The following is a 22,859-nucleotide window of genomic DNA, read 5'->3' on the forward strand; positions in this document are numbered from 1 at the left end:
GCCTCAGCCCTGGTGCGGGGTGAGCGGGACGACCGCCTCCGACGTGTGGACGAGGAACGTGAACGTCTCCTGGAAGTACAGCTCCACGCTGGTCGCGTCGTGACCGAGGTAGCCGATGGACACGTCCTGGCCCAGGCACAGCTCGAAGTCGCCACCGCGCGCCGACAGCAGGAACGCGCCGTCGATGGCGGGCGCCCAGACGATCTCGCCGTCCAGCAGCCTCGCGATGTGCTCGTGGATCGGGTAGCCGTGGTCCGACGTCTCGCTGACCGCGGTGTACGCGTCGGCGCTGAGCGCCAGCGTGTACGGACCCTCGACACCGGCCAGGCGCAGCGCGCTGATCGCCTGGCTGATCGCGTTGGGGTAGTCACGCGCCTCGGTGGGCAGCGCGAGCGACGGGTTGGACGAGCTCTCGCGGACGCCGGCGATGCCGGCCGCCGCGTAGCCCTCGAAGATCGCACGGTCCTCGGCGAACGCGAGGCGCCGCGCCGCGTCCTTGACGGGCTGCCAGTCGGCGTCCTTCGCGCCCCGCTCGACGTCGTCGACCTGCTCGCGGTCGACGGTGAAGGGCACGCGAAGCTCCACCAGAGGCTGCGAGCGGCGCGTGTGGGCCAGCACGCCGCGCGCGGGCGGCGCGACCGTGTCCCGGTGCCCCGTGGCGACGGCCGCCAGTTCGGCGCCCGACGCCTCGGGGACGTCCACGATCCGGCGGGCTGCCACGTTGCGCTTGAAGGTACGCCGCGCCTCGTCCTCCAGGTCGGCCCAGGCAGCGGCGGAGACGGGTGCCAGTTCGCGGTGCAGGTTGTTCACGGGGCAGTGCTCCTGTTCAGGTCTCCGATGCCCAGGGTGCCGTCGGCGCCTGTGCCTTCCGGGCTCTCGGTGCGGGTGTGCGGTACGGGACGCTCGGCCGCGGCGGCCGCCGGCGGCTCGGGCAGGTCGTCGAGGAAGTCGGCGGACGGCGCGAAGAAGAGCGTGCCCGTGACCGCCGTGGAGAAGTCCAGGATCCGGTCGTGCGTCGCGTCCGGCGTGCCGAGGAACATGTTGCGCAGCATCTCCTCGGTCACCTCGGGCGTGCGCGAGTAGCCGATGAAGTACGTGCCGAACTCGCCGCGTCCCGGGCTGCCGAACGGCATGTTGTCGCGCAGGATCTGCCGCTCCTCGCCGTCCTCGTCGGTCACCGTGTTCAGCGAGACGTGCGAGGCGGGCTCGTCCAGCTCGACGTTGGTGAGCTTCGTGCGGCCGATGACCTTCTCCTGCGCCTCCACGGGCAGTGCGTTCCACGCGTCCAGGTCGTGCAGGTACTTCTGCACGATGACGTAGCTGCCGCCCGCGAAGTCAGCGTCCTCGCCGGCGACGAGCACCGCGTCGACTGCCGCCCTGCCCTGCGGGTTCTCCGTGCCGTCCACGAAGCCCATCAGGTCGCGCACGTCCAGGTACTTGAACCCCTGCACCTCGTCGGCGACCGTCACGGACCCGCGCAGTCTGTCCATGATCTCGGCGGCCAGGCCGAAGCACAGGTCCTGGCGGGTGGCCCTGATGTGGAACAGCAGGTCGCCGGGCGTGGACACGGCCCGGTGGCGCCGCCCCGCCAGCTCCTCGAACGGGTGCAGCTCGGCGGGGCGCGGGCCGCCGAACAGCCGCCCCCAGGCGTCGGAGCCGACGGCGGCGACACAGCTGAGGCGGCCGTCCGGCGCGCCGAAACCGTAGCTGCGCTGGAGGCCCGGCAGGTCGGCGAGCAGGTCGCGCACGGACTGCTCGCCGCCCTCGTCGACCGTGGCTACCAGGAAGATCGCGGCGGTGGTGAGCGGGCTCAGCACCGACTGCGGCTCCGGGCCCGTGGCTGGTTCGACCGTCAATCCGCTCTCCCGTTCGCTCGTGCCGGACCCGCGGCCCGTGAGAGACCACGCCTTCCCGGCCCTGCCGATCCTAAGCGCCGGGCCAACGGAGTGGGGCGCTTCAGGGCCGCGAGATCATTTGGCGACGCGGCGCACCTTGACGGTGTTGTCCGTGCGCACCATCCGCGTGCCGTCGGGCGCCTGCTGCACGCGCTCGTGGTCCTCGCAGCGCAGCACCTCCCACTCGCCATCGGGCAGCCGCAGCGAAGCCACCACCTCGGCGGGCGTCGGCAGCACCAGGTCGGCGTGGCCCGGCTCCCACGGCGCACCGCCCGAGTGGCCGGCGACCAGCAGTACCCCGCCGGGAGCGACCGCCGCCGCGGCCGAGCGCAGGACCTTCTCCCGGTCCATCTCGCCCGGCGAGTGCAGGAACTGCGCCGACACCAGGTCGAAGGTGCCGGCGGGGAAACCGGCGCCGAGATCGGCCGTGCGCCAGTCGATACGGTCCGCCACCCCGGCGTCCACCGCGTGCGCGCGGGCGCGCTCCAGCGCGACGGGGGAGATGTCCACAGCCGTGACCTCCCAGCCTCGGCCCGCCAGCCACACGGCGTCCGCGCCTTCGCCGCAGCCCAGGTCGAGCGCCCTGCCGGGCGTGAGGCCGGCGACCTCCTTGACCAGCTCGGTGTTGGGATCGCCGCTCCAGATGCGCTCGCTGCGCCGGTAGCGCGCGTCCCAGAAGTCCCGACCGCCGAGCGGCTCGCCCTGCGCGCCCTGGGGTGCCCCGCCCGAGCGGTACGCCATGACGGCGGCATCGGTGTCCTCGGTGAGGAGGTCGGCGTTGATCGCCGCGCCCGCTCGTACACCCGCCGCCGCGGCCCCGATGACCTGCTCCGTGAGCACCGTGGCGTTGCCTGCGACCCAGACGCCCGGCACGTCGGTCGCGCCCGTCGGGTCGGACGGCACGTAGCTGCCGACCACGTGGCCCGCCATGGTCTGCTCGGCGGTCGTCAGCCCGAGACCGTCGAGAAGGGCGTAGCGCGCGGTGAAGCGCGGGGCGACCGCCAGGGCGGTGCGTGGCACCACGAGGTCCTCGCCGACCCTGACCCCGGCGAGCCTGCCGTCCACCACCTCAAGGGCCGTCACCTCGCCGTCCACCACGGCGATGCCGCGTGCGGCCAGCCGCTCGTAGGTCTCGTCGTCGGGTTCGGGCGCTGTGTGCAGGAAGAGCGTCACGTCGTCGCTCCACTGACGCCACAGCAGCGCCTGGTGCGCGGCGAGCGGTCCTGTGGCGAGGACGCCGATCGGCGTTCCGCGCACCTCCCACCCGTGGCAGTACGGGCAGTGCAGCACGTCCCTGCCCCACAGCCGGTCGATGCCCGGCACCTCCGGCACCTCGTCGACCAGGCCCGTCGCGAGCAGCAGGCGGCGCGCCACCACCTCGGTGCCGTCGTCGCGCACGACGAGGAAGCGGCCTCCGCCGGGCAGCGGCTTCACCGACGCGACGGTGCCGTCGGCGAAAGCGCCGCCGTACCCCGCCACCTCGGCGCGGGCAGCGGCGAGCAGCTCGGCCGGAGGAGTGCCCTCGCGGCCGGGGTAGCCGTGGACCGCCTCGGCCGGCGCGTTGCGCGGCTCGCCCCCGTCCACCACCAGCACGGAGCGGCGCGCCCGCGCCAGGGTCAGGGCGCCGCCGAGACCGGCCGCCCCGCCGCCGATCACCACCACGTCATAACGGTCCGCATATGCCGACATGCCGCTCTCCTACCTGTTTTCCCGTTCCTGGTCGTTCGGTGCGATGGTGGAACGGCGGGGGAGTGTTTGACAAAGTGTGTTGCCGAGTCGGCAAATGGAACCATGGCTGACGACGACGACCTCGCCCATGTGCTGACCGCGGTCGGCCCGCGCCTGCGGGCGCTGCGGCAAAGCCGCGGCACCACGCTCGCCGCGCTGAGCGAGACGACGGGCATCTCCCTGAGCACGCTCTCCCGGCTTGAGTCGGGCGGGCGCAGGCCGAGCCTTGAACTTCTGCTGCCGCTGTCGAAGGCGTACGGGGTGCCCCTCGACGAGCTGGTGGGCACGCAGGAGCGGGACGACCCGCGGGTCAGGTCCCGGCCGTTCGTGCGGCACGGCACGACCTTCTACCCGCTGACCCGGCACCTCGGCGGCCTGCTCGCCTACAAGGCGATCGTCCCTCCCGGCCTGCCGGGCGCCCGGGACGAGCGGCTCGAGCAGCGCAGCCACGAGGGATACGAGTGGCTGTACATCCTGAACGGGCAGCTCAGGCTGGCGCTCGGCGACCACGACCTCACGCTGACCGCGGGCGAGGTCGCCGAGTTCGACACCCGCACCCCGCACGGGTTCGTCAACGCGGGGGACCGGCCCACGGAGTACCTCGCCCTGTTCGGCCCCCAGGGCGAGCGCATGCACGTGCGGGCCCGGCCCGCCGAGCGCTGACCCGGGCGGTCGCCGCCGAGGGGCGCTACGGACGCACGATCATCAGGACGGCGACGACGACCCACAGCAGGTTGAAGATCCCGGCCAGCATGGCGAGCCTGCCGGGCGAGACCGCCTCGGCCGTCGCCGTGGCCGTACCGCCGGCGCCCTGCACCGCGTCCGCGGTGCCCGGCGTACCCGCCGCTTCCGCGGCCGCGCCGCCGCCCAGCGCCTCGAGCGCGCTCTGCTGCGCGGGCAGCAGGAAGACGAGGACGCCCGCGGCCACGACGGTCAGGATGATCGACGCGATAAGCCACGGCTTGCCCATCCCGCCGTGCATGCTCGCCAGGCCGAAGCCGAACACCGGCACGGCGATGGAGATGGCCGCGTAGACGCGGCAGATCCGGTTCAGGACACCCAGGGCGCCGCGTGCGCCCGCGGCGTCCGCACCGGTCGTGGCGCGGCGCAGCACGGACGGGAACATGCTGGACGCGACCATCACGGGCCCCAGCCCGACAATCACCGCGAGCACATGCAGGACGAGCAGGAATTTCGACATGGCCACGAGGCTAGCCCCGCCCCTCAGGGCCCTTTGAGGGCGGGACCGCGCATCGCCTCGCGAGGCCCTCGTGCGATGCTGGATCGAACTCTGACCATGGCCGGAAAGAGCGTACGGGGAGACGATGACAGCGACACCGCGGTCCTCGGGGCGGACGAGGACCGGCGTCTTCGACCGTTTCGCCGCGTCCGACCCCGGATACATCCGGCTGACGTCCGCGCTGCGCACGGTCTGCGCCATCGTGCTGACGCTCGTCGTGCTGTACGCGCTGCACACGGTCGTGTTCCACCTCGTCGCCGGCGCCATGGCTGCGATGGTCGCCACCTTCGGCGTACGCGAGAAGACCCGCCCGAAACAGGCCGTCACCCTGGTGATCGGCCTGATCACGGCGTGCGTGTCGATGTCGCTCGGCGCCGTGCTCGCCAGCCACCGCATCCCCAGCGACCTGGTGTTCCTCGCGCTGATCTTCTGCGCCGTCTACGCCCGCAGGTTCGGCGACCGGGGCTACACGATCGGGCTGTTCGGCTTCCAGTTCTACTTCGTCTCGTTGTTCGTCCACGCCTCTCCCTCGTCCCTGCCCCAGATCTGGCTGGCGCTCGCCGTCGCCTTCGCGTCCAGCGCGGTCTCCCGCTTCGTCCTCTTCCGGCAGAGCACGGTCGGCACGCTCGGCCGCCTGCGCAACGCCTTCCGCGCACGGCTCGCCCAACTCGTCGCGACACAGGTCGAGATGTTCGACGCGACCCCCGACGAGCTGGAGAAGGTCCTCGCCGACCTGCGCAGGGACACCGCGCGGCTGCACGAGGCCGCCCTGATGATCCAGGGCCGTCTGGACGACGAGCCCGACAGCGTGGCCCGGGCCGACGTGCTGCAACGCCGCATCGCCGACGCGGAGATCGCCGCGGAGCGCCTGGGCGTGCTGCTGCTCAACGCGCGCAGCGCCGAGCGCGCCGACACCCTCACGATGCACCTGCCGGGCGCGCCCGTGCCGCGCCAGCCCGCGACCGGCGCGCTCGGCGCCGACACCACCGCGCTGCTGCGCCGCGACCTCGCCGCCCTCCACCTGCTGATCAGCAGGCTCGGCCCCGAGCACCGCGGCACCGCGCACGTCAGGCTGCGCAACCGGCTGCTCGGCTACCGCGAGGAGGAGAACCTGCCGGCCGGGCCGCCCGCCGTGCAGGACGTCTTCCGCGGCGTCGGCGAGGCCACCCGCGCCGTGCTCGGCCTCAGGCTCGCCCTCGACGGCCCCGGCGACGAGTCCGACGACACGGCGGAGACCGCCAGGTCCCGCGAGGAGTTCGAGGCCGAGGCCGTCTCCGCGGGGAGCGCCGAGTCGGGCGAGGAGGACGAGACCGGGCTGCGCAGGCGTTCCACGCGCGCCGCCTTCCAGGTGTGCGCCGGCTCCGTGCTCGCCATGGCCGGCGGGGAGTTCCTCTCCGCACAGCGCTGGTACTGGGCGGTCCTCACCTGCTGGGTCGTCTTCCTCAACACCTCCTCCACCGGCGAGATCCTCGTCAAGGGCTACCGCCGCCTCATCGGCACCGTGTGCGGCGTCGTCGCGGGTGTCGCGCTCGCGGGCCTCGTGGGCAACCACACCTGGACCGCGTTCGGCCTCGTGCTGCTGTGCATCTTCGGCATGTTCTTCACCGCGCCCCTGAGCTACGCGCTGATGTCCTTCTTCGTCACCTCGATGCTGGGCCTGCTCTACACGCTGCTGCACACCTACAGCGTCGCCGTGCTCGTCCTGCGCATCGAGGAGACCGCGCTCGGCGCGGCCTGCGGCATGTTCGCCGCCCTGATCGTGCTGCCCGTCAGGACGGGACGGCGCACGGACCAGCAGCTGCGCACCGTGCTGCTGCGGCTCGGCGAGGTGGCGTCCGCGGCGGTCGCCCAGCTCAGCGGCGGGGCCCCGGCCGACCTGCTCGACATGGCCCGCGACCTGGACACCGCGCTCGACGACCTGCGCCGCTCCACCCAGCCCCTCACGCACCCCTTCACCCCGCTGCGGGAGCGGCGCCAGAGCGCCCGCTACCTCGTGGCGCTGCTGGAGAGCGGCGCCTACCACGCCAGGTCGCTGGCAGCGACCGCCGAACTCGTCCCGTACAGCAAGCGGGTCGCCGCCGACCCGCGGCTCGCCAGGGCGGGCGACCGCCTCGCCCACAACATCGCCGTGCTCGCGGCGCACGTCGCCGACGAACGCGCCGATGGCGAGGTCGAGTCCGGCGCCAGCATCGCCTCGATGCTGGAGGAGACCGACTCCGAGGCGCTGCGGACCGGATCGGTCACCTTCCGCGTGCTGCGCCACCTGCAACGGCTGGACGAGGGCGTCATCGGCCTCGCCCGGCCGCTCGGCGTCCCCGTGTCGGGCCCGGAGGAGCGCACCACCCGCACGGCCGCCGCATAGGCGCCCCCGCGCCCGGTCAGGACCCGAGCGCGGCCGCGACCACCCCCTTGGCCTCCTCCTGCACCCGGGCCAGGTGGCCGGCGCCCTGGAAGGACTCCGCGTAGATCTTGTACACGTCCTCCGTGCCCGAAGGGCGCGCCGCGAACCAGGCGGACTCGGTGGTGACCTTGATGCCGCCGATCGCGGCTCCGTTGCCCGGCGCCTCGGTGAGCACACCCGTGACCGGTTCACCCGCCAGCCGGTCCGCCGAGACCTGCTTCGCCGACAGCTTCGCGAGTACGGCCTTCTCCTCACGGGTGGCCGGCGCGTCGATGCGCGCGTACGCGGGCTCGCCGAAGCGCCCGGTCAGCTCCCCGTAGTGCTCGGACGGGGTCCTGCCCGTCACCGCGAGGATCTCGGAGGCGAGCAGCGCAAGGATGATGCCGTCCTTGTCCGTCGTCCACACGGACCCGTCCTTGCGCAGGAACGACGCGCCCGCCGACTCCTCGCCGCCGAACCCCAGCGATCCGTCGAGCAGCCCGTCCACGAACCACTTGAAGCCGACGGGCACCTCCACCAGGCTCCGGCCGAGATCCGCCGCGACCCGGTCGATCATCGAGGACGACACCAGCGTCTTGCCGATCCCGGTGCCCGCAGGCCACCCGTCGCGGTGGCCGTAGAGGTACTGGATCGCCGTGGCCAGGTAGTGGTTCGGGTTCATCAGGCCCGCGTCGGGCGTGACGATGCCGTGCCGGTCGGAGTCCGCGTCGTTGCCCGTGGCGATCTGGAACCGGTCACGCTGCCCGATCAGCGAGGCCATCGCGTGCGGTGACGAGCAGTCCATCCGGATCCTGCCGTCCCAGTCCAGCGTCATGAACCGCCACGTCGGGTCCGTCAGCGGATTGACGACCGTCAGGTCGAGCCTGTGCTCCTCGGCGATGCGGCCCCAGTAGGCGACGGACGCGCCGCCCAGCGGGTCGGCGCCGATCCGCACGCCCGCCCCGCGGATCGCGTCGAGGTCGAGCACCGAAGGTAGGTCCGCGACGTACGTGCCCAGGAAGTCGTAGCGCTCCGTGGTGTCCGCGGCGAGCGCCCGCGCGTACGTCACGCGCCGCACGTCGCCCAGGCCGGCCGCGATGATCTCGTTGGCCCTGTCCTGGATCCAGCCCGTGGCCTCTGAGCCGGCGGGGCCGCCGCTCGGCGGGTTGTACTTGAACCCGCCGTCGGGCGGCGGGTTGTGCGAGGGCGTCACCACCACGCCGTCCGCGAGGCCCGAGGAGCGCCCCCGGTTGTGCGCCAGGATCGCGTGCGACACCGCGGGCGTCGGCGTGTACCCGTCCGCCGAGTCGATCAGGAGCCGCACGCCGTTGGCCGCGAACACCTCCGTCGCCGTCACCTTCGCGGGCTCGGATAGCGCGTGGGTGTCGGCGCCGAGGAACAGCGGGCCGTCCGTGCCCTGGCGCGCCCGGTACTCGCAGATCGCCTGGCTCGTGGCCGCGATGTGGTCCTCGTTGAACGCGGCGGCCAGCGAGGACCCGCGGTGCCCGGACGTACCGAACGCCACGCGTTGGCCGGGCTCCTCCGGATCCGGATGCAGCGCGTAGTACGCCGTCACCAGCCGGGCCACGTCCGTGAGGTCCTCCGGCCCGGCCTGCCGGCCCGCTCGCTCGTGCGCCATCTGCCCACTCCTCCGTCTCGGTCGTCCCGCGATCGATCTGTTGCCTCATCCTCTCAAGCCATGCCTCCACCAGGCACGTCTTTGTCCACAGGCCCGGTCTGACAGTGTGATGAATGCCCGCCGTGATGAATGACTTCTCGGAGCCCGCGTCAGGGCCGCCCCGTGCACACCACCCGCACCGACACCCGGCCCGTGCGCACCGTCAGCCCCTGCCCGGCCAGCCCCGCCGGCCCGTCGCCGTGACGCCCGTCCACCAGCCACAGGTGGACCGCCGAGCCGAGCAGCAGCGGATCGAGCGCCGCCCTGCGCGCGCCCCACGCGCGCTCGGACGCCGCCTCCACGAGCGTCCCGTCGCGCAGCGCCACCAGGCAGCGGTGCGGGCCGAGCGCCGCCACCAGCACGCCCGCGCCCGGATGCCGCGCCGCGGCGGCGCGCACCCACTCGGCCGCGGGCACCTCCGCGTCCGCCGTCGTGCGGGCGATGACGTCCGCGCTGCCCAGCCAGTGGCGCAAGGTCTCCTCGGCCGCGACCGCGTAGAAGCCGCGCGCCCGGTCGTGGTGGTCCGCCACCACGGGCCACCTGCGTACCTCCACGGCCCCGTCGTCCGCGACCCGCCCCGTCACGTCGTACACGGTCGGAGGGCGCCGCTCGACCGGCTCGGGCGGCGGCACCGGGTCCGGGCGCGGCGGCGCCGCGGGCGGGCGAACCCCGCGCTCCGCCAGGAACGCGTACATGCGCCGCCTGGTGGCCTCTCCCGACGAGTCGACGGCGCCGAGCTGCCGGTCGACCACCGGCCGCAGCAGCCCGGGATCGTGCGCGGCCTCAGCCGCGAGGAGTTGCCCGTACAGGTCGGCGTCCGGGTCGAGGCGCGGGGCGCGGCGGCCGAACTCGGCAGCGGGCGAACGGGGATCGAGTTCGTCGAGCCCGGTCGCCGCGAGCACGGTGACCCGCTCGGCGGCCGCCGAGTAGAACGTCGTGCTGCCGTGGTCCCCGACGACCCAGTCCGCCGCGACCACCGCGGCCCGCCAGCCCTCGTGCGGCGGGATCAGCCGCAGCCCCGCGTCGAGCGCGGCGGCCAGCCGCTCCGCCACCCCGTGGGCGCCTGCGCGTGCCCAGACGTTGGGGTGGAGGACGGCGGCGACCACGAACTCGTCGGCCGGCAGCGCCGTCACCAGGTCGAGCGGCAGGCCCGGCCGGCGGCCGAGCAGCGAGTGCTCGCTCCACGTCGAGTGCACGACCACGAGCCGCCTGCCGCCCACCGCGCCCAGCCGCTCCCGGTACAGGTCGCGGTGGGGAAGGCTCGCCAGGATCCGCTGGAAGCACCAGTCGCCCACGACCGTCGCGTACGGCACGGCCTCGGGGCAGGCGCGCGCCAACCGCTCGATCTGCTCCTCGTGCGACACGCCGATCGCCGCCGGCACGACCCTGCCGTGCCGCATCAGCTCCCTGCGCGAGAGCCCCGCGGGCGAGGAGGCGTCGCCCGTCGACTCGGTCACCAGCCGGTTGTATCCGGCGCCGTGCGGCAGCACCATCAGCGGCGCGTCGAGGCGCCGCATCGAGCTGTGCACCGAGCACGCCACCGCCAGGTCGAACGACCGGCGCGTCGCCTCGCGCCAGCTGAGCACCCGCACCCCGGTGGACGCCAGGTACTCACCGAGGCCCTCGCCGAACGCGGAACCCGGGTTCACCGCGCAGTACTTCTCGATGCCGTCCTCGCGGCGCAGCAGCCGCAGCACGTCGAGCACGCGCGTGGCGGACGTCAGATTGCGGGCCACGCCGATGACCGAGGCACGCGGCGGCTCCCAGGTGTCCCAGCGGGAGCGCCCGGGCGGCGCGGCGAGGCGGCGGCGCAGCGCCCGCGGCAGGGGCACCAGTCTCGTCATCTGCGTGCGGCCTCTACGTGTCCTCGTCGGTGCGTACTGCCCCGTGCGTACTGCCCAGTGCGGTCTCCCGCCGGTGGCTCCCGCGGTCGTCGCACGTGACTCTAGTGCGGATCGGGCGCGGCGCCGCGCGGCCGCCCGCCGGAACCGCGCACCGCACCACCGCGTCCCTTGCGGGCATGGACGACAGGACCGCGGAACAGACCGAGTGGCGAACGACGGGCAGGGCCCCGAGGCGAAACGCCGGCGCCGGATGCCTGCTGGCCGGCCTCGGCGCGGTGGCCGCACCGCTCGCCTGGGCGCCGCGGGCCGCGATCAGCGTCGACGGAGGGTTCGAGGGCCAGGCCCGCGACCTGAGCGTGCTCTTCGTCGACCTGCCGCTCATCGTGCTCGGGGGCGCGCTGGTGCCGCTCCTCGCCTGGGCCCTGGCGGGCAGGTGGCTGCACCGCCCGTGGGCCGCGCCGCTTGTGGCCCTGGCGGCGCTGGCGCTGGCGGTGTGGGGGCTCACGGAATGGTGGACGCCACGCCACCAGCCGGGCCTGAACCACGGCCCCATCTGACCGGGCCGCCCCCGAACCATCCGCACACGCCACGAGAGAAAGGCGGCAGCCATGCACCGCAGCCGTGCGTACGCCGTGATCATCGACGTCCCGGAGTCCGACGCGGCCCGAGCGGCGGAGTTCTGGGCGGCAGCACTCGGAGCCACCGCGCGTCCCTTCCCGCCGGCACCGCAGTTCACCTCGCTCCACGAGGCGATCCCGGGTCTGGACACCGCCGTTCAGGCGGTCGACGACGCCCCGCGCATGCACCTGGACATCGAGACCGACGACACGGCGGCGGAGACGGCACGCCTGACCGCCCTGGGCGCACAGGAGGTCTCGAAGTGGCAGGAGTGCCGCGTACTGCGGGCTCCCGGCGGACACCTGCTGTGTGTCCTGCCGGTGGAGAGCGACCCTGAGACGTTCCGTGCGCAGGCCACGGTCTGGCCCTGAACGCTCCGCCGCCGGCCGCGTGCGCCCGTACCACCACCCGCTGCACGCGCCTTCGGGCGCGGCGGCTCAGCCCGGCGCGCCCGTCTGCCCGCCGTCGCCCACCTGCCGCAGCTCGCGCAGCTTGCCCGCAGCCCTCTCGCGCAGCACCGCCTCGTCCGCGCGTTCCGCCAGCCGCGCCAGCAGGTCGAGCGCCTGGTCGAGCTTGGCGGTCAGGCGCAGCGCGTGCGCGCGTTCGGCGGCGGTGACCGCGGTCGCGACCGCCTCGTCCGTCCGCCCGAGCGCGTCGAGCGCCCGCGCCGTCACGATCCCGATCCGCGGGCGCATCGCCAGGTCGCCCGTCGCCTCCGCCCTCCGCGCCGCGCCCTCCAGCACGTCCAGCGCCCCGGACGCGTCACCCGACGCGACGAGCGCCTGGCCGACCTGGTACGCCTGCACCACCATGCCGTGCTCGTCGCCCTCGTTGGCCCGCAGCGCCTCGCGGAACAGGCCGACCGCCTCCCGCGGCCGTCCGAGCCTGAGCGCGATCAGCCCCTGCGTCTCGCGCACGACACCCGCCAGCCGCGGGTCACGAACGGCGGGCAGCAGCTCGCTCGCCGCCGCCAGCTGGCCGCGCGCCTCGTCGTACTCGGCCAGCTCGTAGTGCATGCGGGCCAGCTGGTTGCGCATCCTGACCTCGGCGTCCCCGCGGCCCTCCCAGCGCGCCGCCTCGATGCCGAGCAGGTGCGCCTCCACGGCGTCCGCGTAGTGCCCGCGGCTGTGGTACAGCGCCCACAGCGACTCGCACAGTCGCCAGACCGCGTCGTACCACCGCTGCTTGGAGGCGGCGCGCAGCACCGCGAGCACGTTGGCGCGCTCCGCGTCGAGCCAGTCCAGCGCCTCGCCGATATCACCGAACAGCGGTCCCGACGGGGACAGTTGCGCCATGGTGCGGGACGGCGGCGGCTGGATGCGGAAGCGGGTGTGCAGCACGACGGCGTCCGCGTGCGCCACTGCCTCGACGTAGAAGTCCACGACGCGCCGCAGCGCCGCCGTCCGCCCGGCCTCGGGCAGGGCGGCCGCGGCCTGCCGCGCATGGCTCCTGACCGCGTCGTTCATCCGGAACCTGCGGGGCCCGCTCCGCGCCTCGGTGAGCTGCGCCAGGTGCGCCGTCACCAGATCGCCGAACGCGTCGTCCACCCGTGGCGCACCCGCCGCCTCGGCGACGGCGACCGTGACGGTGTTGCCGGGGAGGCAGCCGATCAGCCGGTACAACGCCCTGGAGTGCTCGGGCAGTTCCGCCAGCACCGCGTCAAGGACCACACCGACCCCCTCGATCTCCCCACCGGGCCCTTGCCCCTGGGCCGTGAGCGCCCGCACGACGGCGTCGAGCCCCAGATGCGGCCGGCCGGCCAGCCACTCGCCCGCGGCACGCAGCGCGAACGGCAACCCGCCGCACAGCCGCACCAGTTCTGCCGCCGTTCCCTCCGCGGCCGTCACCTGCCAGTTGCGCACGAGCGCGACACCCGCCGCCTCGTCCAGCGGGTCCACGGTGATCTGCGCGGCGCCGTCGAGCCGGAGCGCGGGCAGCCAGGTGCGGCTCGTGACCACCAGCAGCCCGTCGGGCGGCACCAGCGGCCTGACCTCGGGAGCCTGGCGCGCGTTGTCCGCGACGACCAGCAGGGCGCGCCCCGCCGCCTCGCTGCGGAACTGCGCGGCGCACGCGGCGGGATGGTCGGGCACCGGGGCTCCGTCGGGCCGCAGGGCCCGCAGGAAGCCGGCGAGCACACCCGTCACGTCGACGACGCCGTCCCGCCTGAAGTCGTCGAGGTCCACGTACAACTGGCCGTCCGGGTAGCTCTCGCGCAGATCGCGGTGCACCCACTGGGCCACGAGTTCGGTCTTGCCGACCCCGCTGAGCCCGGTCACGGCGACGATGCTCGAGCCGCCACGCCCGCCCGCGGGCCGGCCTGCCGAGGCGCGCAGCCCGGCCAGCTCCCGCACCCGGTTGACGAACACGCCCCGCGGGAGCGGCACCTGCCGGGGGATCGGCAGCTCGCGCGGTGACTGCGGATTGATGGTCAGGGCGCCGATCCGCTCGGCCATCACCAGGCCGGAGACCACGGCGTGGCCCGACACGGAGTTGAACGTCGAGCCGGCGGCCCCCGAGGCGGCCACTCCGGCCCCGCCGGTCCCGTCGGCCTCCGCGGCCTCGTCCACGCGATCCCCCTCTTCCTCCACCACAGGCGCCGTCCCCTCTTCCCGGACGCGCCGTGTCCCGCTCGGCGGCCACAGCGTATTGCCTCACGGGCGGCCACGGCAGGGCCCAGCTCACCCCAAGGTCTCCCCAAACCGTACGAGTGACGTGACGGGCAGTGTTGACGTCGTGCCTTCCAGTGACTGACTATCGCACGGTGCGCGGCGGGCCGGCCGTGCACCTGAGGACGACAGATCGGAGCGCTGTGCCGCCGCGCTATCCCACCGTCGGTGAACTGACCGCGCGTGCCGGTGCGCTGGCCGCCGCGTACCCCGGGCGCGCCACCGTGCGCCGCATCGGCTCCTCACGCGGCGGCGAGCCGCTGACGTTGCTGACCGTCGGCGGTGGTGGCGGCCGCGACGTCCTCGTCGTCGCGGGGCCGCACGCCAACGAGCCCGTGGGCGGCGCGACCGCCCTCAGGATCGCCGAGCACCTCGTCTCACGCGAGTGCGACGACGGCCCCGGTGCCGCCACCTGGCACCTGCTGCTGTGCCTCGACCCCGACGGCGCCCGGCGCAACGAGCGGTGGCTGAACGGGCCGATGACGTTCGACCACCACTTCAGGCGCATGTTCCGGCCCAACTTCTACGAGCAGCCCGAGTGGCTGCACGCGCGCTCCGAGGCCGAACTGCTGCCGGAGACCCGCGCCCTGATCGACCTGCAGGACGAGGTGCGCCCTTTCCTCCAGTGCTCGCTGCACGGCGTGGACGTCGGCGGCAGCTTCGTGCAGCTCACGCGCGACCTGCCGGGGATCGCCCGGCCCCTCGCGAGATCCGCCGCGCAACTCGGCATACCCGTCGAACTCTCCCCGTTCGACGCCTTCTTCTGGCCGAGTCCCGGCACCGGCGTCTTCGACATGCCGCCACCGAGCAGGCGCGACCAGTTCGCGGTGGCGCTGTCGTCGAGCCACGCCTCCACCTGGTACCACCCCTACGCGTACGGCACGGTCACCGCGATCGTCGAGGCACCCATGTGGGCGGCGGACGAGATAGCCGACGCCTCGCCGCACCCCGACCCGCGCGGCGCCATGGCACAGGCGAGCCGCACCACGGAGCGCGACGCGGCGTTCCTCGCCGAGACGGCCGAGCGGGTCAGGTCGCGCATCCCGGCCCACGGGATGCCGCTGCTGCTGACCGTGGACGAGTTCCTGCGCAGCTGCCCCTCGCTCGTCGACGAGTGGCGGCCCGAGTCCTTCGGCGCGTTCCCCGGCGGTCTCGGCGGCTTCAACCGGGCGCAGGTGCTCGCGCTGACCATCGCCGCGCGCCGGCTCGTCCTGCGCACCGCGGGCATGCTCTATCAGGCCGTCGAGGCGTGCGGGCCGGGGGCGCGAGACGTGCGGGAGCGCCTCGACCGCTTCCTCACCGCGCGCTGCGCCGCGTTCGAGGAACGGTGCAGGCCGCGCTGGATTCCCGTCGAGGACCAGGTGGAGCACCAGTTCAGGGTCGTGTGCGCCGCCTTCGAACTGGCCGCGGGCGGCGCCCACTCCGACGGCACGGCCGCCGTGCCCGCGTGACCGCGGCGGGGGCCGCCCCGAGTGAAGTGGCCGCGCACGATACTCCGTCGACGTTCATCGCGGACGCGACACGCTGAACAAGACGGGAATCGATCCGGATCACGGCCTCGCGCGCGCCGGCGGCGCTAACCTCGGCACCCACGGGTTCGTCGCGTGGCGAGGCACGGAGCGAGAGGGGGCGCAGCGGATGGTCGCCGGCCCCGGCCTCCCCCGAGGCCTTCCCCTGCTGGAGCGCGAGCCGGAGCTCGCGGCGGCGGCGCGCGCGGTGCGCGCCCTGTGCGCGGGCACCGCCGCGGGCGCGGCAGCCGACGCGGACGGCCGCGCGGACCCGGGCACCCGCGCCGTGCCCACGGGCGGTGTGCTCGTCTACCGCGGTGCGGCGGGCCTCGGCAAGACCGCCCTGCTCGCCGAGGTCCGGGCGATCGCCGGGGAGCGCTGCGTCGTGTGGTCGGCGCGCTGCGGCGAGGCGCTCTCCTCGGTGCCCTTCCATGTCGCACGCCAGCTGCTCCAGCCCGCGCTCACCGCGGGCCCCGGCGAACTGCTCGGCGACTGGTACGAGACGGCGGGCCCCGCGCTCGGCGTCGCGCCACCGGGCGCGCAGTACGGCGACCCCCACCGGGTCAGGGAAGGCCTCGACGCCCTGACGCACGGCCTCACGGACGCCTACGGGCCCCTGGTGCTGCTCGTCGACGACGCGCAGTGGGCCGACCTGGAGACGCTGGCCTGGCTCGCGTCCTTCGCACGCGCGCCAGGACCCGGGCTGCCCGTCCTCCTCGTCGTCGCCTACCGCACGGAGGACGCCACCGGCGCCGCGGCCGAACTGCTGGCCACCGTCGGCGCGTCCGCGCGCCTCGTCGTCACCCTCAAACCCCTCACCGCGGACGCCACCGCGCGGCTCGCGAGGACCGCACTCGGACCACGCGCCGACGCGGCGTTCTGCCACGAGGTGTGGGCCGTAACCGGGGGCAACGCGTACGAGGCCGTCGAGCTCCTCGCACGCGCACGCGACAGCGGCATGGACCCCGTCGGGGCGTCGGCCGCCGCGCTGCGGGGGCTCGGCGCCTCGACCCGCGGCGCCGGGCTCGTGCGGCGCCTGGCGGAACTCGGCACCCCCACCATCCAGTTCGCACGCGCCGCGGCGGTCCTCGGCACCCGCATCCCCCTCGCGACCGCCATGGCGGTCGCCGGCATGGGCGGCGCCGAGGCGGCGGGGTGCGCCGAGCGGCTGCGCGCCGCGCGCATCCTCGTGGGCACCGACCCGCTGGAGTTCGTCCACCCGCTGATCGCGAGCGCCGTCTACCGGGCCATCCCGCCCGCCACCCGCACCGCCCTGCACGGCAGGGCCGCCTGGGTCATCACCCGCGGCGGCGGGGGAGCGGCCGCCGCCGCGCCGCACCTCCTCGAAGTGCACCCGGACGGTGACCACGAGCTCGTCAGGCAACTGCGTGAGGCAGCGGCCGAGCACCTCGCCGTCGGCGCGCCCGACGCGGCACGCCGCTGCCTGCGGCGCGCGCTGGCCGAGCCGCCACCGTCGGCGGAACGCTCCGCCGTGCTGTACGAGCTCGGCTGCGCCACGCTCCTGACCGCGCCCGCCACCACGGTCGGCCACCTGCGCGACGCCCTGGAGGGCCCGGGACTCGCCGGCGGCGACCGTGTCGCGGCCGTACTCAAGCTCGCGCAGGTGCTCGCGCACACCGACCGCGGCGCCGAGGCGGCGGGGATGGTCGCCGCCGAGGCCGAACTGTGCCCCCCGGGCCCGCTGCGGGACCGGTACACCGCCGTCCGGTACCTCTGGGAGGGACTGCAGGCGGCCGAGGCGCACGGCCCGCTGCGCTCCCGGCGCCTCGCCGACGCCACCGAGCACCTGACAGGCGAGGGAAACACGGAGCGCGTGCTGCTGACGCTTCGCGCCTTCGACGCCGCGGTGCGCGGCGAGAGCGCCGCGCCGGCCGTACGCATCGCGGAGCGCGCCCTCGTCGGTGGCGGGCCGGCGCCCGGACTGCGCTGGACCGACACCGAGTGGGGCTTCGAGGTGCCCGCGCTGCTGGGACTCGTCTACGTCCTCACCGACCGGCTCGACCGGGCCGAGGCGCTGTTCACCGAGGCGCTGCGCGACTTCGAGCTGTCCGGCTGGAGCGGCGGGCACCTCGCCTTCGCGCACACCATGATGGGCCTGACGCACCGCAGGCGCGGCCGCCTCGCCGAGGCGGAGGGCTACCTGCGCGAAGGCGTACGGCTCGCCGACGGGGTCGGCGACCTGCTGCCCGTGCGCGCGCAAGCCGTCTGTGTGCTCGTCGACACCCTGCTCGCACGCGGCCACGTCGGGCGCGCCGCCGCGTGCGCCGAGCGCTACGGCTTCGGGCCGCCGTACCCGACGACGATGCTGCTGCCCGACGGCGCGTGCGTGCACGGCAGGCTGCTGCTCGCCCTCGGCCGCACCGAGCAGGCGGTCGACGAGCTGGAGTCCGCGGGCCGCGCGCTCACGGGGCGCGGCAGGCACAACATCATCGCCGCGCCCTGGGCGCTCGACCTGGCCCGGGCACTGGCAGGCACCGACCCCGCGAGGGCCGCCGAGCTCGCCGGGTACGTACAGCACGAGGCCGCGCGGCTCGGCACCAGGACCGCCATGGGCGAGGCGCTGGCGTGCGCGGCGTCGCTGCGGCACGGGCGGGAGCGCGCCGACCTGCTGGAGCGGGCGGTGGCCCACCTGGAGGCCTCGCCCTCCGGTTACGAACTGGCGCGTGCGCGGGTCGAGTACGGCATCGCGGCCGGGTTCACCGCCGAGATCGCCCTCGGCCACGACCTCGCGGCCGGGTGCGGCGCGGACGGCCTGGCGGCGCGGGCGAGCAGGGCGCTGGAGTCGGCCCGGCTGCGGCACTGATGCAGGCCGCAGGCCGCTGCACCGGCGCTGCGGCCTGCGGCGCTGCGATCCGGCGCTCGGGCCCGGTCAGGCGCTCGGGTGCGGTCCGTTGCTCGGGTCCGGTCAGGCGCTCGGATGCGGCCCGGCCCGGCCCGGCCCGATCCCGGCCGCCCGGCCGCCCGGCCCCGGCGGCGACGGCCTCCCGCACGAGCCGCCAGTGCCCCGCCCGGCGGCCCAACTCCCCTGCCGTGAAACGCACTACGACGATGGCGGCAGCGGCGAGGTCTACCATCGCAAGAGCCTCGGCAACCGCCGCGGCGAGCGAGCCCCTGCTTCCGGAGCGGTCATGTCCACGGAAGGCCCTGGCAAGTCGGCGCTGTGGGCGAAGGTGTTCGCCGCGTTCATCCTCCTCGTGCCCCTGCCGCTCGGGATCTGGTTCATGGTCTCGCTTTCGAAGGCGACGATCCCCTGGTGAGGCCCGCGAGCGCACTTCGCCCCCGGCTCAGGCCCGTGCGCCGCCGTCCACCCGTAGGACCGTGCCGGTGACGTACGAGGCGCGGTCGCTGAGGAGCCAGGCAGCGGCCTGCGCGATCTCCTGCGGGTCCGCCGCGCGGCGCAGCGGTGTGTGTGCCGTCAGGCGCTCCCGGAGGCCGGGCGAATCCGCCTCCCACGTGCTGATCATTTCCGTCGAGGTATGACCGGGGGCGATGGCGTTCACCCGGATGCCCTCAGGGCCGTACGTGACCGCCGCCGACTCCGAAAGGCTGTTGACCGCCCGCTTCATCGCGCCGTAGGCCGGTAGCTCGGCGTTGCCCATCAGGCTGCCCACGGACGAGTTGTTGACGACGGCGCCCGTCCCGGCGGTGGCGCGGATCGCGGAGACCTCGGCGACCATCGCCAGCCAGACGCCCTTCAGGTTCACGTCGTAGACACGGTCGAAGTCGGCCTCTCCCATCCGGTCCATCGGGCCGGGCCGCTGGATCGTCGCACCGTTGTTGAAGGCGATGTCGAGCCGGCCGAACACGTCCACGGCGCGGTCCACGGCGGCACGCACGGAGGCCGCGTCGGCCAGGTCGCACACGACGTACTCCGCGGTGCCGCCCGCCGCCCTGACCTCCTCGGTCACGGCCGCCAGCTGGGCCTCCGTCCGGGCCGCGAGCAGCACCCGGGCACCCTCGCGGGCGAAGAGCCGGGCCGCGGCGGCCCCGATGCCACGCCCGGCACCCGAGACGAAGGCGACCTTGCCGTCCAGCAGGCCTGGGCCGACAGTGGCGGTTGATGTGCTGGTCACACTGGTGTTGTCCATGGCAGCGAGCCTGCGCCCACCCGTGGGGAGCCAGCCAGGCACCGCCGGTACCTGGCTCGGCCGCCGGCATCCGTACACACTGGGGGCGTGGACCGAAGAGAACTGGCGGACTTCCTGCGCAGCCGGCGCGAGCGGATCGCACCCGCAGACGTCGGGCTGCCCGCAGGCACGCGCCGCCGCACCCCGGGACTGCGCCGCGAGGAGGTGGCGCAGCTGGCGTACATCTCGATCGAGTACTACACGCGGCTCGAGCAGGCCCGCGCGCCGCACCCGTCGCACGAGGTGCTGGCCGGGCTGTCCCGCGCCCTGCGCCTGTCGGACGCCGAGCGCGACCACCTCCACCACCTGGCGGGCGCACCGCCGCTCCCGGCGGCCGGGCCGCCGCGCGCGGTACGCCAGAGCATCCTCGACCTGATGGAGCGCCTGCCGCAGGCGGCGGCGACGGTGACATCCGCGAGCTTCGAGATCCTCGCCTGGAACGACCTGGCGGCAGCCCTGATGGAGGACTTCTCCGCCCTGCCGCGACGTGAACGCAACTTCGTGCGCCGCGTCTTCCTCGGCCCGCACACGAACGGGCAGCGCCTTTACGGAGTGTCGGACGCGGACGAGTTCGCCCGCAACGCGACACAGCGGCTGCGCGCCACGGCCGCCCGCTACCCCGACGACCCCGAGGTGGCAGAGCTTGTGGCCGAACTGCTCGACGGCAGCGAGGAGTTCACGCGCCTGTGGCAATCGCACGACGTGTCGGCCGAGCCCTCCCAGCGCAAGACGTTCCAGCACCCGCTGGTCGGCCCGGTCACCGTCAACTGCGACGCCCTCGCCATCACGGACCGCGACCAGCAGCTCGTGATCTACACCGCGGCCCCCGGCTCCCCCTCGGAACAGGCGCTCCGGCTGCTGTCGGTCATCGGCACGCAGAGCATGGACGTCACGCGCTGAACGGCGCGGCAGACTCGCGGGGGCGCCGGCACCCCTACGCACACGAGGGCGCCCCCGGAACCGGATCCGGGAACGCCCTCACGCCTCACCGACCTCGCGGTTTAGATGTCGAAGTACAGCTCGAACTCGTGCGGGTGCGGGCGCAGCTGGATCGGGGCGATCTCCTTCGTGCGCTTGTAGTCGATCCACGTCTCGATCAGGTCCGCCGTGAAGACGCCGCCCGCCTGGAGGTACTCGTTGTCCGCCTCCAGGGCGTCCAGGACGGCCGGGAGGGACGTCGGGACCTGGGGGACGCCTGCGTGCTCCTCGGGGGCGAGCTCGTAGAGGTCCTTGTCGATCGGCTCCGCCGGCTCGATCTTGTTCCTGACGCCGTCGAGGCCCGCGAGCAGCAGCGCCGAGAACGCCAGGTACGGGTTGGACGACGGGTCGGGCGCGCGGAACTCGACGCGCTTGGCCTTCGGGTTCGAGCCCGTGATCGGGATGCGCATCGCCGCGGAGCGGTTGCGCTGCGAGTAGACCAGGTTGACCGGCGCCTCGAAGCCCGGGACCAGGCGGTGGTACGAGTTCACCGTCGGGTTCGTGAAGGCCAGCAGCGACGGCGCGTGCTTCAGGATGCCGCCGATGTAGAAGCGCGCCGTGTCCGACAGGCCCGCGTAGCCCTGCTCGTCGTAGAAGAGCGGCGAACCGTTCTGCCACAGCGACTGGTGCACATGCATGCCCGAGCCGTTGTCGCCGAAGATCGGCTTCGGCATGAACGTCGCGGTCTTGTTGTTGCGCCACGCGACGTTCTTGACGATGTACTTGAACAGCATCAGGTCGTCCGCCGCGTGCAGCAGCGTGTTGAACTTGTAGTTGATCTCCGCCTGGCCCGCGGTGCCGACCTCGTGGTGCTGGCGCTCGACCTCGAGGCCGGCGCGCTCGAGCTCAAGCGAGATCTCGGCGCGCAGGTCCGCGAAGTGGTCCACCGGCGGGGCCGGGAAGTAGCCGCCCTTGTAGCGGACCTTGTAGCCGCGGTTGTCCTCGGTCGAGCCGGTGTTCCAGGCGCCGGCCTCGGAGTCGATGTGGTAGAAGCCCTCGTTCGACGTCGTGTTGAAGCGCACGCTGTCGAAGACGTAGAACTCCGCCTCGGGCCCGAAGAACGCGGTGTCGGCGATGCCCGTCGACGCCAGGTAGGCCTCGGCCTTCTTCGCGATGTTGCGCGGGTCGCGGCTGTACTGCTCGCCCGTGATCGGGTCGTGGATGAAGAAGTTGATGTTCAGCGTCTTGTCACGGCGGAACGGGTCGACACGCGCGGTCGCCAGGTCGGCGCGCAGCGCCATGTCCGACTCGTGGATCGCCTGGAAGCCGCGGATCGACGAGCCGTCGAACGCGAGCTCCTCCGTCGGATCGAACGTCTTCGCCGGGACCGTGAAGTGCTGCATCACACCGGGCAGGTCGCAGAAGCGCACGTCGACGAACTTGACGTCCTCGTCCGAGATGAATTTCTTGGCCTCGTCGGCGTTCTGGAACATCCAGCTCCTCCTCCTCCCGCCTCGGGGAGGGGCGGGGCTTGAAACTCGGCTGTGCGGGCGATCGGACCGGACTCCCTCGGCCCGTGCACGCGGCACACGATGACGGCGACCTTATGTTTCCGCCATTTCTCCAGGATGACCCGTTTGTTTCGCGCACGTTAACCGGCACGCCGCCGCGGGTGGGCCCGCGGACCGCGGTTTCGCGCCCGGCGCGTACCGTGGAGCCGTGGACAACAGGCAAGCAATCGGATCCTGGCTCTCCGGGCCCCGCGCGGCGGCCGAGGACATGGGCGTCGACTTCGGGTACCGCGGCCAGCGGCTCGGCCTGCCGCAGGACGGCCCGGGCTCGGTCGCGCCGCTCGGCCGGCGCTTCGGCGCCATCTTCGTCGACTGGGCGCTGTGCGTCATCATCGTGTACGGGCTGATCACGCGCGGCGGTGTGAACGTCGTCGAGAACTGGGCGCTCGCCGTCTTCTTCGTGCTCAGCGCACTCACCGTCGGCACGCTCGGCTTCACCCCGGGCAAGCGGCTCTTCCGCCTCCGGGTGGTCTCCGAGGCCGGAGGCAGGCTCGGCTTCGGGTGGGCGCTGATCCGCAGCGTCCTGCTCTGCCTGGCGATCCCCGCGCTGATCTGGGACCGCGACGGCCGCGGCCTGCACGACCGGCTCGGCCGCGCGGTCCAGGTCAGGATGTAGCCGCGCGGCCCGCTGGCACCGCGGTGCGCCGGACCGCGCCGGGGACGGG

At 74.0% G+C, this 22,859-nt stretch carries 18 protein-coding genes; 9 read left to right on the top strand and 9 right to left on the bottom strand.

The genetic code is table 11. The annotated features are described in order from the left end of the window. Nucleotides 1-3: 3 nt before the first annotated feature. From JFN87_RS16225 to JFN87_RS16235, 3 genes are all read right to left on the bottom strand, one after another. Nucleotides 4-810: a family 1 encapsulin nanocompartment shell protein gene (locus JFN87_RS16225; RefSeq protein ID WP_209340780.1), complete on the bottom strand. Its 807-nt coding sequence runs from the start codon at nt 808-810 to the stop codon at nt 4-6. Beyond that, on the bottom strand, nt 807-1,856 hold the full coding sequence (locus JFN87_RS16230; RefSeq protein WP_209340781.1) for a Dyp-type peroxidase: 1,050 nt from the start codon (nt 1,854-1,856) through the stop codon (nt 807-809). Before JFN87_RS16230 ends, JFN87_RS16225 begins: the two co-directional genes overlap by 4 nt. Nucleotides 1,857-1,970: 114 nt before the next feature. Continuing rightward, complete coding sequence (locus JFN87_RS16235; protein WP_209340782.1) at nt 1,971-3,584, bottom strand: methyltransferase domain-containing protein; 1,614 nt, start codon at nt 3,582-3,584, stop codon at nt 1,971-1,973. A 102-nt stretch (nt 3,585-3,686) separates the two neighbouring features. On the opposite strand from JFN87_RS16235, the gene JFN87_RS16240 reads away from it, so the two are divergent. Beyond that, the gene (locus JFN87_RS16240) at nt 3,687-4,286 is read left to right on the top strand and encodes a helix-turn-helix domain-containing protein (RefSeq protein WP_209340783.1); all 600 of its coding nucleotides are present in this window, start codon (nt 3,687-3,689) and stop codon (nt 4,284-4,286) included. Nucleotides 4,287-4,311: 25 nt separating this feature from the next. Here the strand turns inward: JFN87_RS16240 and JFN87_RS16245 are convergent, their stop codons facing one another. Next, nucleotides 4,312-4,824 carry a hypothetical protein gene (locus JFN87_RS16245; protein WP_209340784.1) on the bottom strand — a complete coding sequence of 171 codons (513 nt, stop codon included), beginning with the start codon at nt 4,822-4,824 and terminating at the stop codon, nt 4,312-4,314. Nucleotides 4,825-4,948: 124 nt separating this feature from the next. On the opposite strand from JFN87_RS16245, the gene JFN87_RS16250 reads away from it, so the two are divergent. Beyond that, nucleotides 4,949-7,225: an FUSC family protein gene (locus JFN87_RS16250; RefSeq protein ID WP_209340785.1), complete on the top strand. Its 2,277-nt coding sequence runs from the start codon at nt 4,949-4,951 to the stop codon at nt 7,223-7,225. Between the two features lie 16 nt (nt 7,226-7,241). On the opposite strand, the gene pgm is transcribed toward JFN87_RS16250, so the two are convergent. After that, nucleotides 7,242-8,882, bottom strand: coding sequence for a phosphoglucomutase (alpha-D-glucose-1,6-bisphosphate-dependent) (gene pgm, locus JFN87_RS16255; RefSeq protein ID WP_209340786.1), 1,641 nt, complete (start codon nt 8,880-8,882; stop codon nt 7,242-7,244). 149 nt (nt 8,883-9,031) lie between these two features. Further along, the gene (locus tag JFN87_RS16260; protein WP_209340787.1) at nt 9,032-10,765 is read right to left on the bottom strand and encodes a hypothetical protein; all 1,734 of its coding nucleotides are present in this window, start codon (nt 10,763-10,765) and stop codon (nt 9,032-9,034) included. Between the two features lie 176 nt (nt 10,766-10,941). Here JFN87_RS16260 and JFN87_RS16265 point away from each other — a divergent pair, with 176 nt between their 5' ends. Beyond that, nucleotides 10,942-11,322, top strand: coding sequence for a hypothetical protein (locus JFN87_RS16265; protein WP_209340788.1), 381 nt, complete (start codon nt 10,942-10,944; stop codon nt 11,320-11,322). Nucleotides 11,323-11,373: 51 nt separating this feature from the next. Beyond that, the gene (locus JFN87_RS16270) at nt 11,374-11,754 is read left to right on the top strand and encodes a VOC family protein (protein ID WP_209340789.1); all 381 of its coding nucleotides are present in this window, start codon (nt 11,374-11,376) and stop codon (nt 11,752-11,754) included. Nucleotides 11,755-11,820: 66 nt separating this feature from the next. Here the strand turns inward: JFN87_RS16270 and JFN87_RS16275 are convergent, their stop codons facing one another. Further along, nucleotides 11,821-13,950 (bottom strand): tetratricopeptide repeat protein, encoded by a 2,130-nt coding sequence (locus JFN87_RS16275; RefSeq protein ID WP_307865479.1) that lies wholly within the window; start codon nt 13,948-13,950, stop codon nt 11,821-11,823. A gap of 176 nt (nt 13,951-14,126) precedes the next feature. Between JFN87_RS16275 and JFN87_RS16280 the strand changes: the two genes are divergently transcribed. The 3 genes from JFN87_RS16280 to JFN87_RS34145 all read left to right on the top strand — a co-directional run bounded on the left by JFN87_RS16280 (nt 14,127) and on the right by JFN87_RS34145 (nt 18,835). Further along, the gene (locus JFN87_RS16280; RefSeq protein WP_209340790.1) at nt 14,127-15,500 is read left to right on the top strand and encodes a M14 family zinc carboxypeptidase; all 1,374 of its coding nucleotides are present in this window, start codon (nt 14,127-14,129) and stop codon (nt 15,498-15,500) included. Nucleotides 15,501-15,687: 187 nt separating this feature from the next. Further along, a complete protein-coding gene (locus tag JFN87_RS16285; RefSeq protein ID WP_209340791.1) occupies nt 15,688-18,381 on the top strand; it encodes an AAA family ATPase in 2,694 nt (897 codons plus the stop codon). A gap of 325 nt (nt 18,382-18,706) precedes the next feature. Then, nucleotides 18,707-18,835: a hypothetical protein gene (locus JFN87_RS34145; RefSeq protein WP_282961620.1), complete on the top strand. Its 129-nt coding sequence runs from the start codon at nt 18,707-18,709 to the stop codon at nt 18,833-18,835. A 27-nt stretch (nt 18,836-18,862) separates the two neighbouring features. Here the strand turns inward: JFN87_RS34145 and JFN87_RS16290 are convergent, their stop codons facing one another. Next, a complete protein-coding gene (locus JFN87_RS16290; RefSeq protein ID WP_209340792.1) occupies nt 18,863-19,666 on the bottom strand; it encodes an SDR family NAD(P)-dependent oxidoreductase in 804 nt (267 codons plus the stop codon). Between the two features lie 87 nt (nt 19,667-19,753). Here JFN87_RS16290 and JFN87_RS16295 point away from each other — a divergent pair, with 87 nt between their 5' ends. Then, nucleotides 19,754-20,605: a helix-turn-helix transcriptional regulator gene (locus JFN87_RS16295; RefSeq protein ID WP_209340793.1), complete on the top strand. Its 852-nt coding sequence runs from the start codon at nt 19,754-19,756 to the stop codon at nt 20,603-20,605. Between the two features lie 101 nt (nt 20,606-20,706). Here JFN87_RS16295 and glnA read toward each other — a convergent pair whose 3' ends face one another. Then, nucleotides 20,707-22,116 carry a type I glutamate--ammonia ligase gene (gene glnA, locus JFN87_RS16300; protein WP_209340794.1) on the bottom strand — a complete coding sequence of 470 codons (1,410 nt, stop codon included), beginning with the start codon at nt 22,114-22,116 and terminating at the stop codon, nt 20,707-20,709. Nucleotides 22,117-22,342: 226 nt separating this feature from the next. Here glnA and JFN87_RS16305 point away from each other — a divergent pair, with 226 nt between their 5' ends. Continuing rightward, a complete protein-coding gene (locus JFN87_RS16305; RefSeq protein WP_209340795.1) occupies nt 22,343-22,810 on the top strand; it encodes an RDD family protein in 468 nt (155 codons plus the stop codon). Nucleotides 22,811-22,859 lie beyond the last annotated feature (49 nt).

It is taken from the genome of Streptomyces montanisoli (assembly GCF_017813245.1).
GTDB lineage: Bacteria > Actinomycetota > Actinomycetes > Streptomycetales > Streptomycetaceae > Streptomyces > Streptomyces montanisoli.

Excerpts from the sequence above, each read along its gene's own strand:
- JFN87_RS16235 (WP_209340782.1), bottom strand. The coding sequence starts at position 3,584 with ATGTCGGCATATGCGGACCGTTATGACGTGGTGGTGATCGGCGGCGGG.
- JFN87_RS16290 (WP_209340792.1), bottom strand. The coding sequence starts at position 19,666 with ATGGACAACACCAGTGTGACCAGCACATCAACCGCCACTGTCGGCCCA.
- JFN87_RS16270 (WP_209340789.1), top strand. The coding sequence starts at position 11,374 with ATGCACCGCAGCCGTGCGTACGCCGTGATCATCGACGTCCCGGAGTCC.
- JFN87_RS16245 (WP_209340784.1), bottom strand. The coding sequence starts at position 4,824 with ATGTCGAAATTCCTGCTCGTCCTGCATGTGCTCGCGGTGATTGTCGGG.
- JFN87_RS16240 (WP_209340783.1), top strand. The coding sequence starts at position 3,687 with ATGGCTGACGACGACGACCTCGCCCATGTGCTGACCGCGGTCGGCCCG.
- pgm (WP_209340786.1), bottom strand. The coding sequence starts at position 8,882 with ATGGCGCACGAGCGAGCGGGCCGGCAGGCCGGGCCGGAGGACCTCACG.
- JFN87_RS34145 (WP_282961620.1), top strand. The coding sequence starts at position 18,707 with ATGTCCACGGAAGGCCCTGGCAAGTCGGCGCTGTGGGCGAAGGTGTTC.
- glnA (WP_209340794.1), bottom strand. The coding sequence starts at position 22,116 with ATGTTCCAGAACGCCGACGAGGCCAAGAAATTCATCTCGGACGAGGAC.
- JFN87_RS16285 (WP_209340791.1), top strand. The coding sequence starts at position 15,688 with ATGGTCGCCGGCCCCGGCCTCCCCCGAGGCCTTCCCCTGCTGGAGCGC.
- JFN87_RS16265 (WP_209340788.1), top strand. The coding sequence starts at position 10,942 with ATGGACGACAGGACCGCGGAACAGACCGAGTGGCGAACGACGGGCAGG.
- JFN87_RS16250 (WP_209340785.1), top strand. The coding sequence starts at position 4,949 with ATGACAGCGACACCGCGGTCCTCGGGGCGGACGAGGACCGGCGTCTTC.
- JFN87_RS16260 (WP_209340787.1), bottom strand. The coding sequence starts at position 10,765 with ATGACGAGACTGGTGCCCCTGCCGCGGGCGCTGCGCCGCCGCCTCGCC.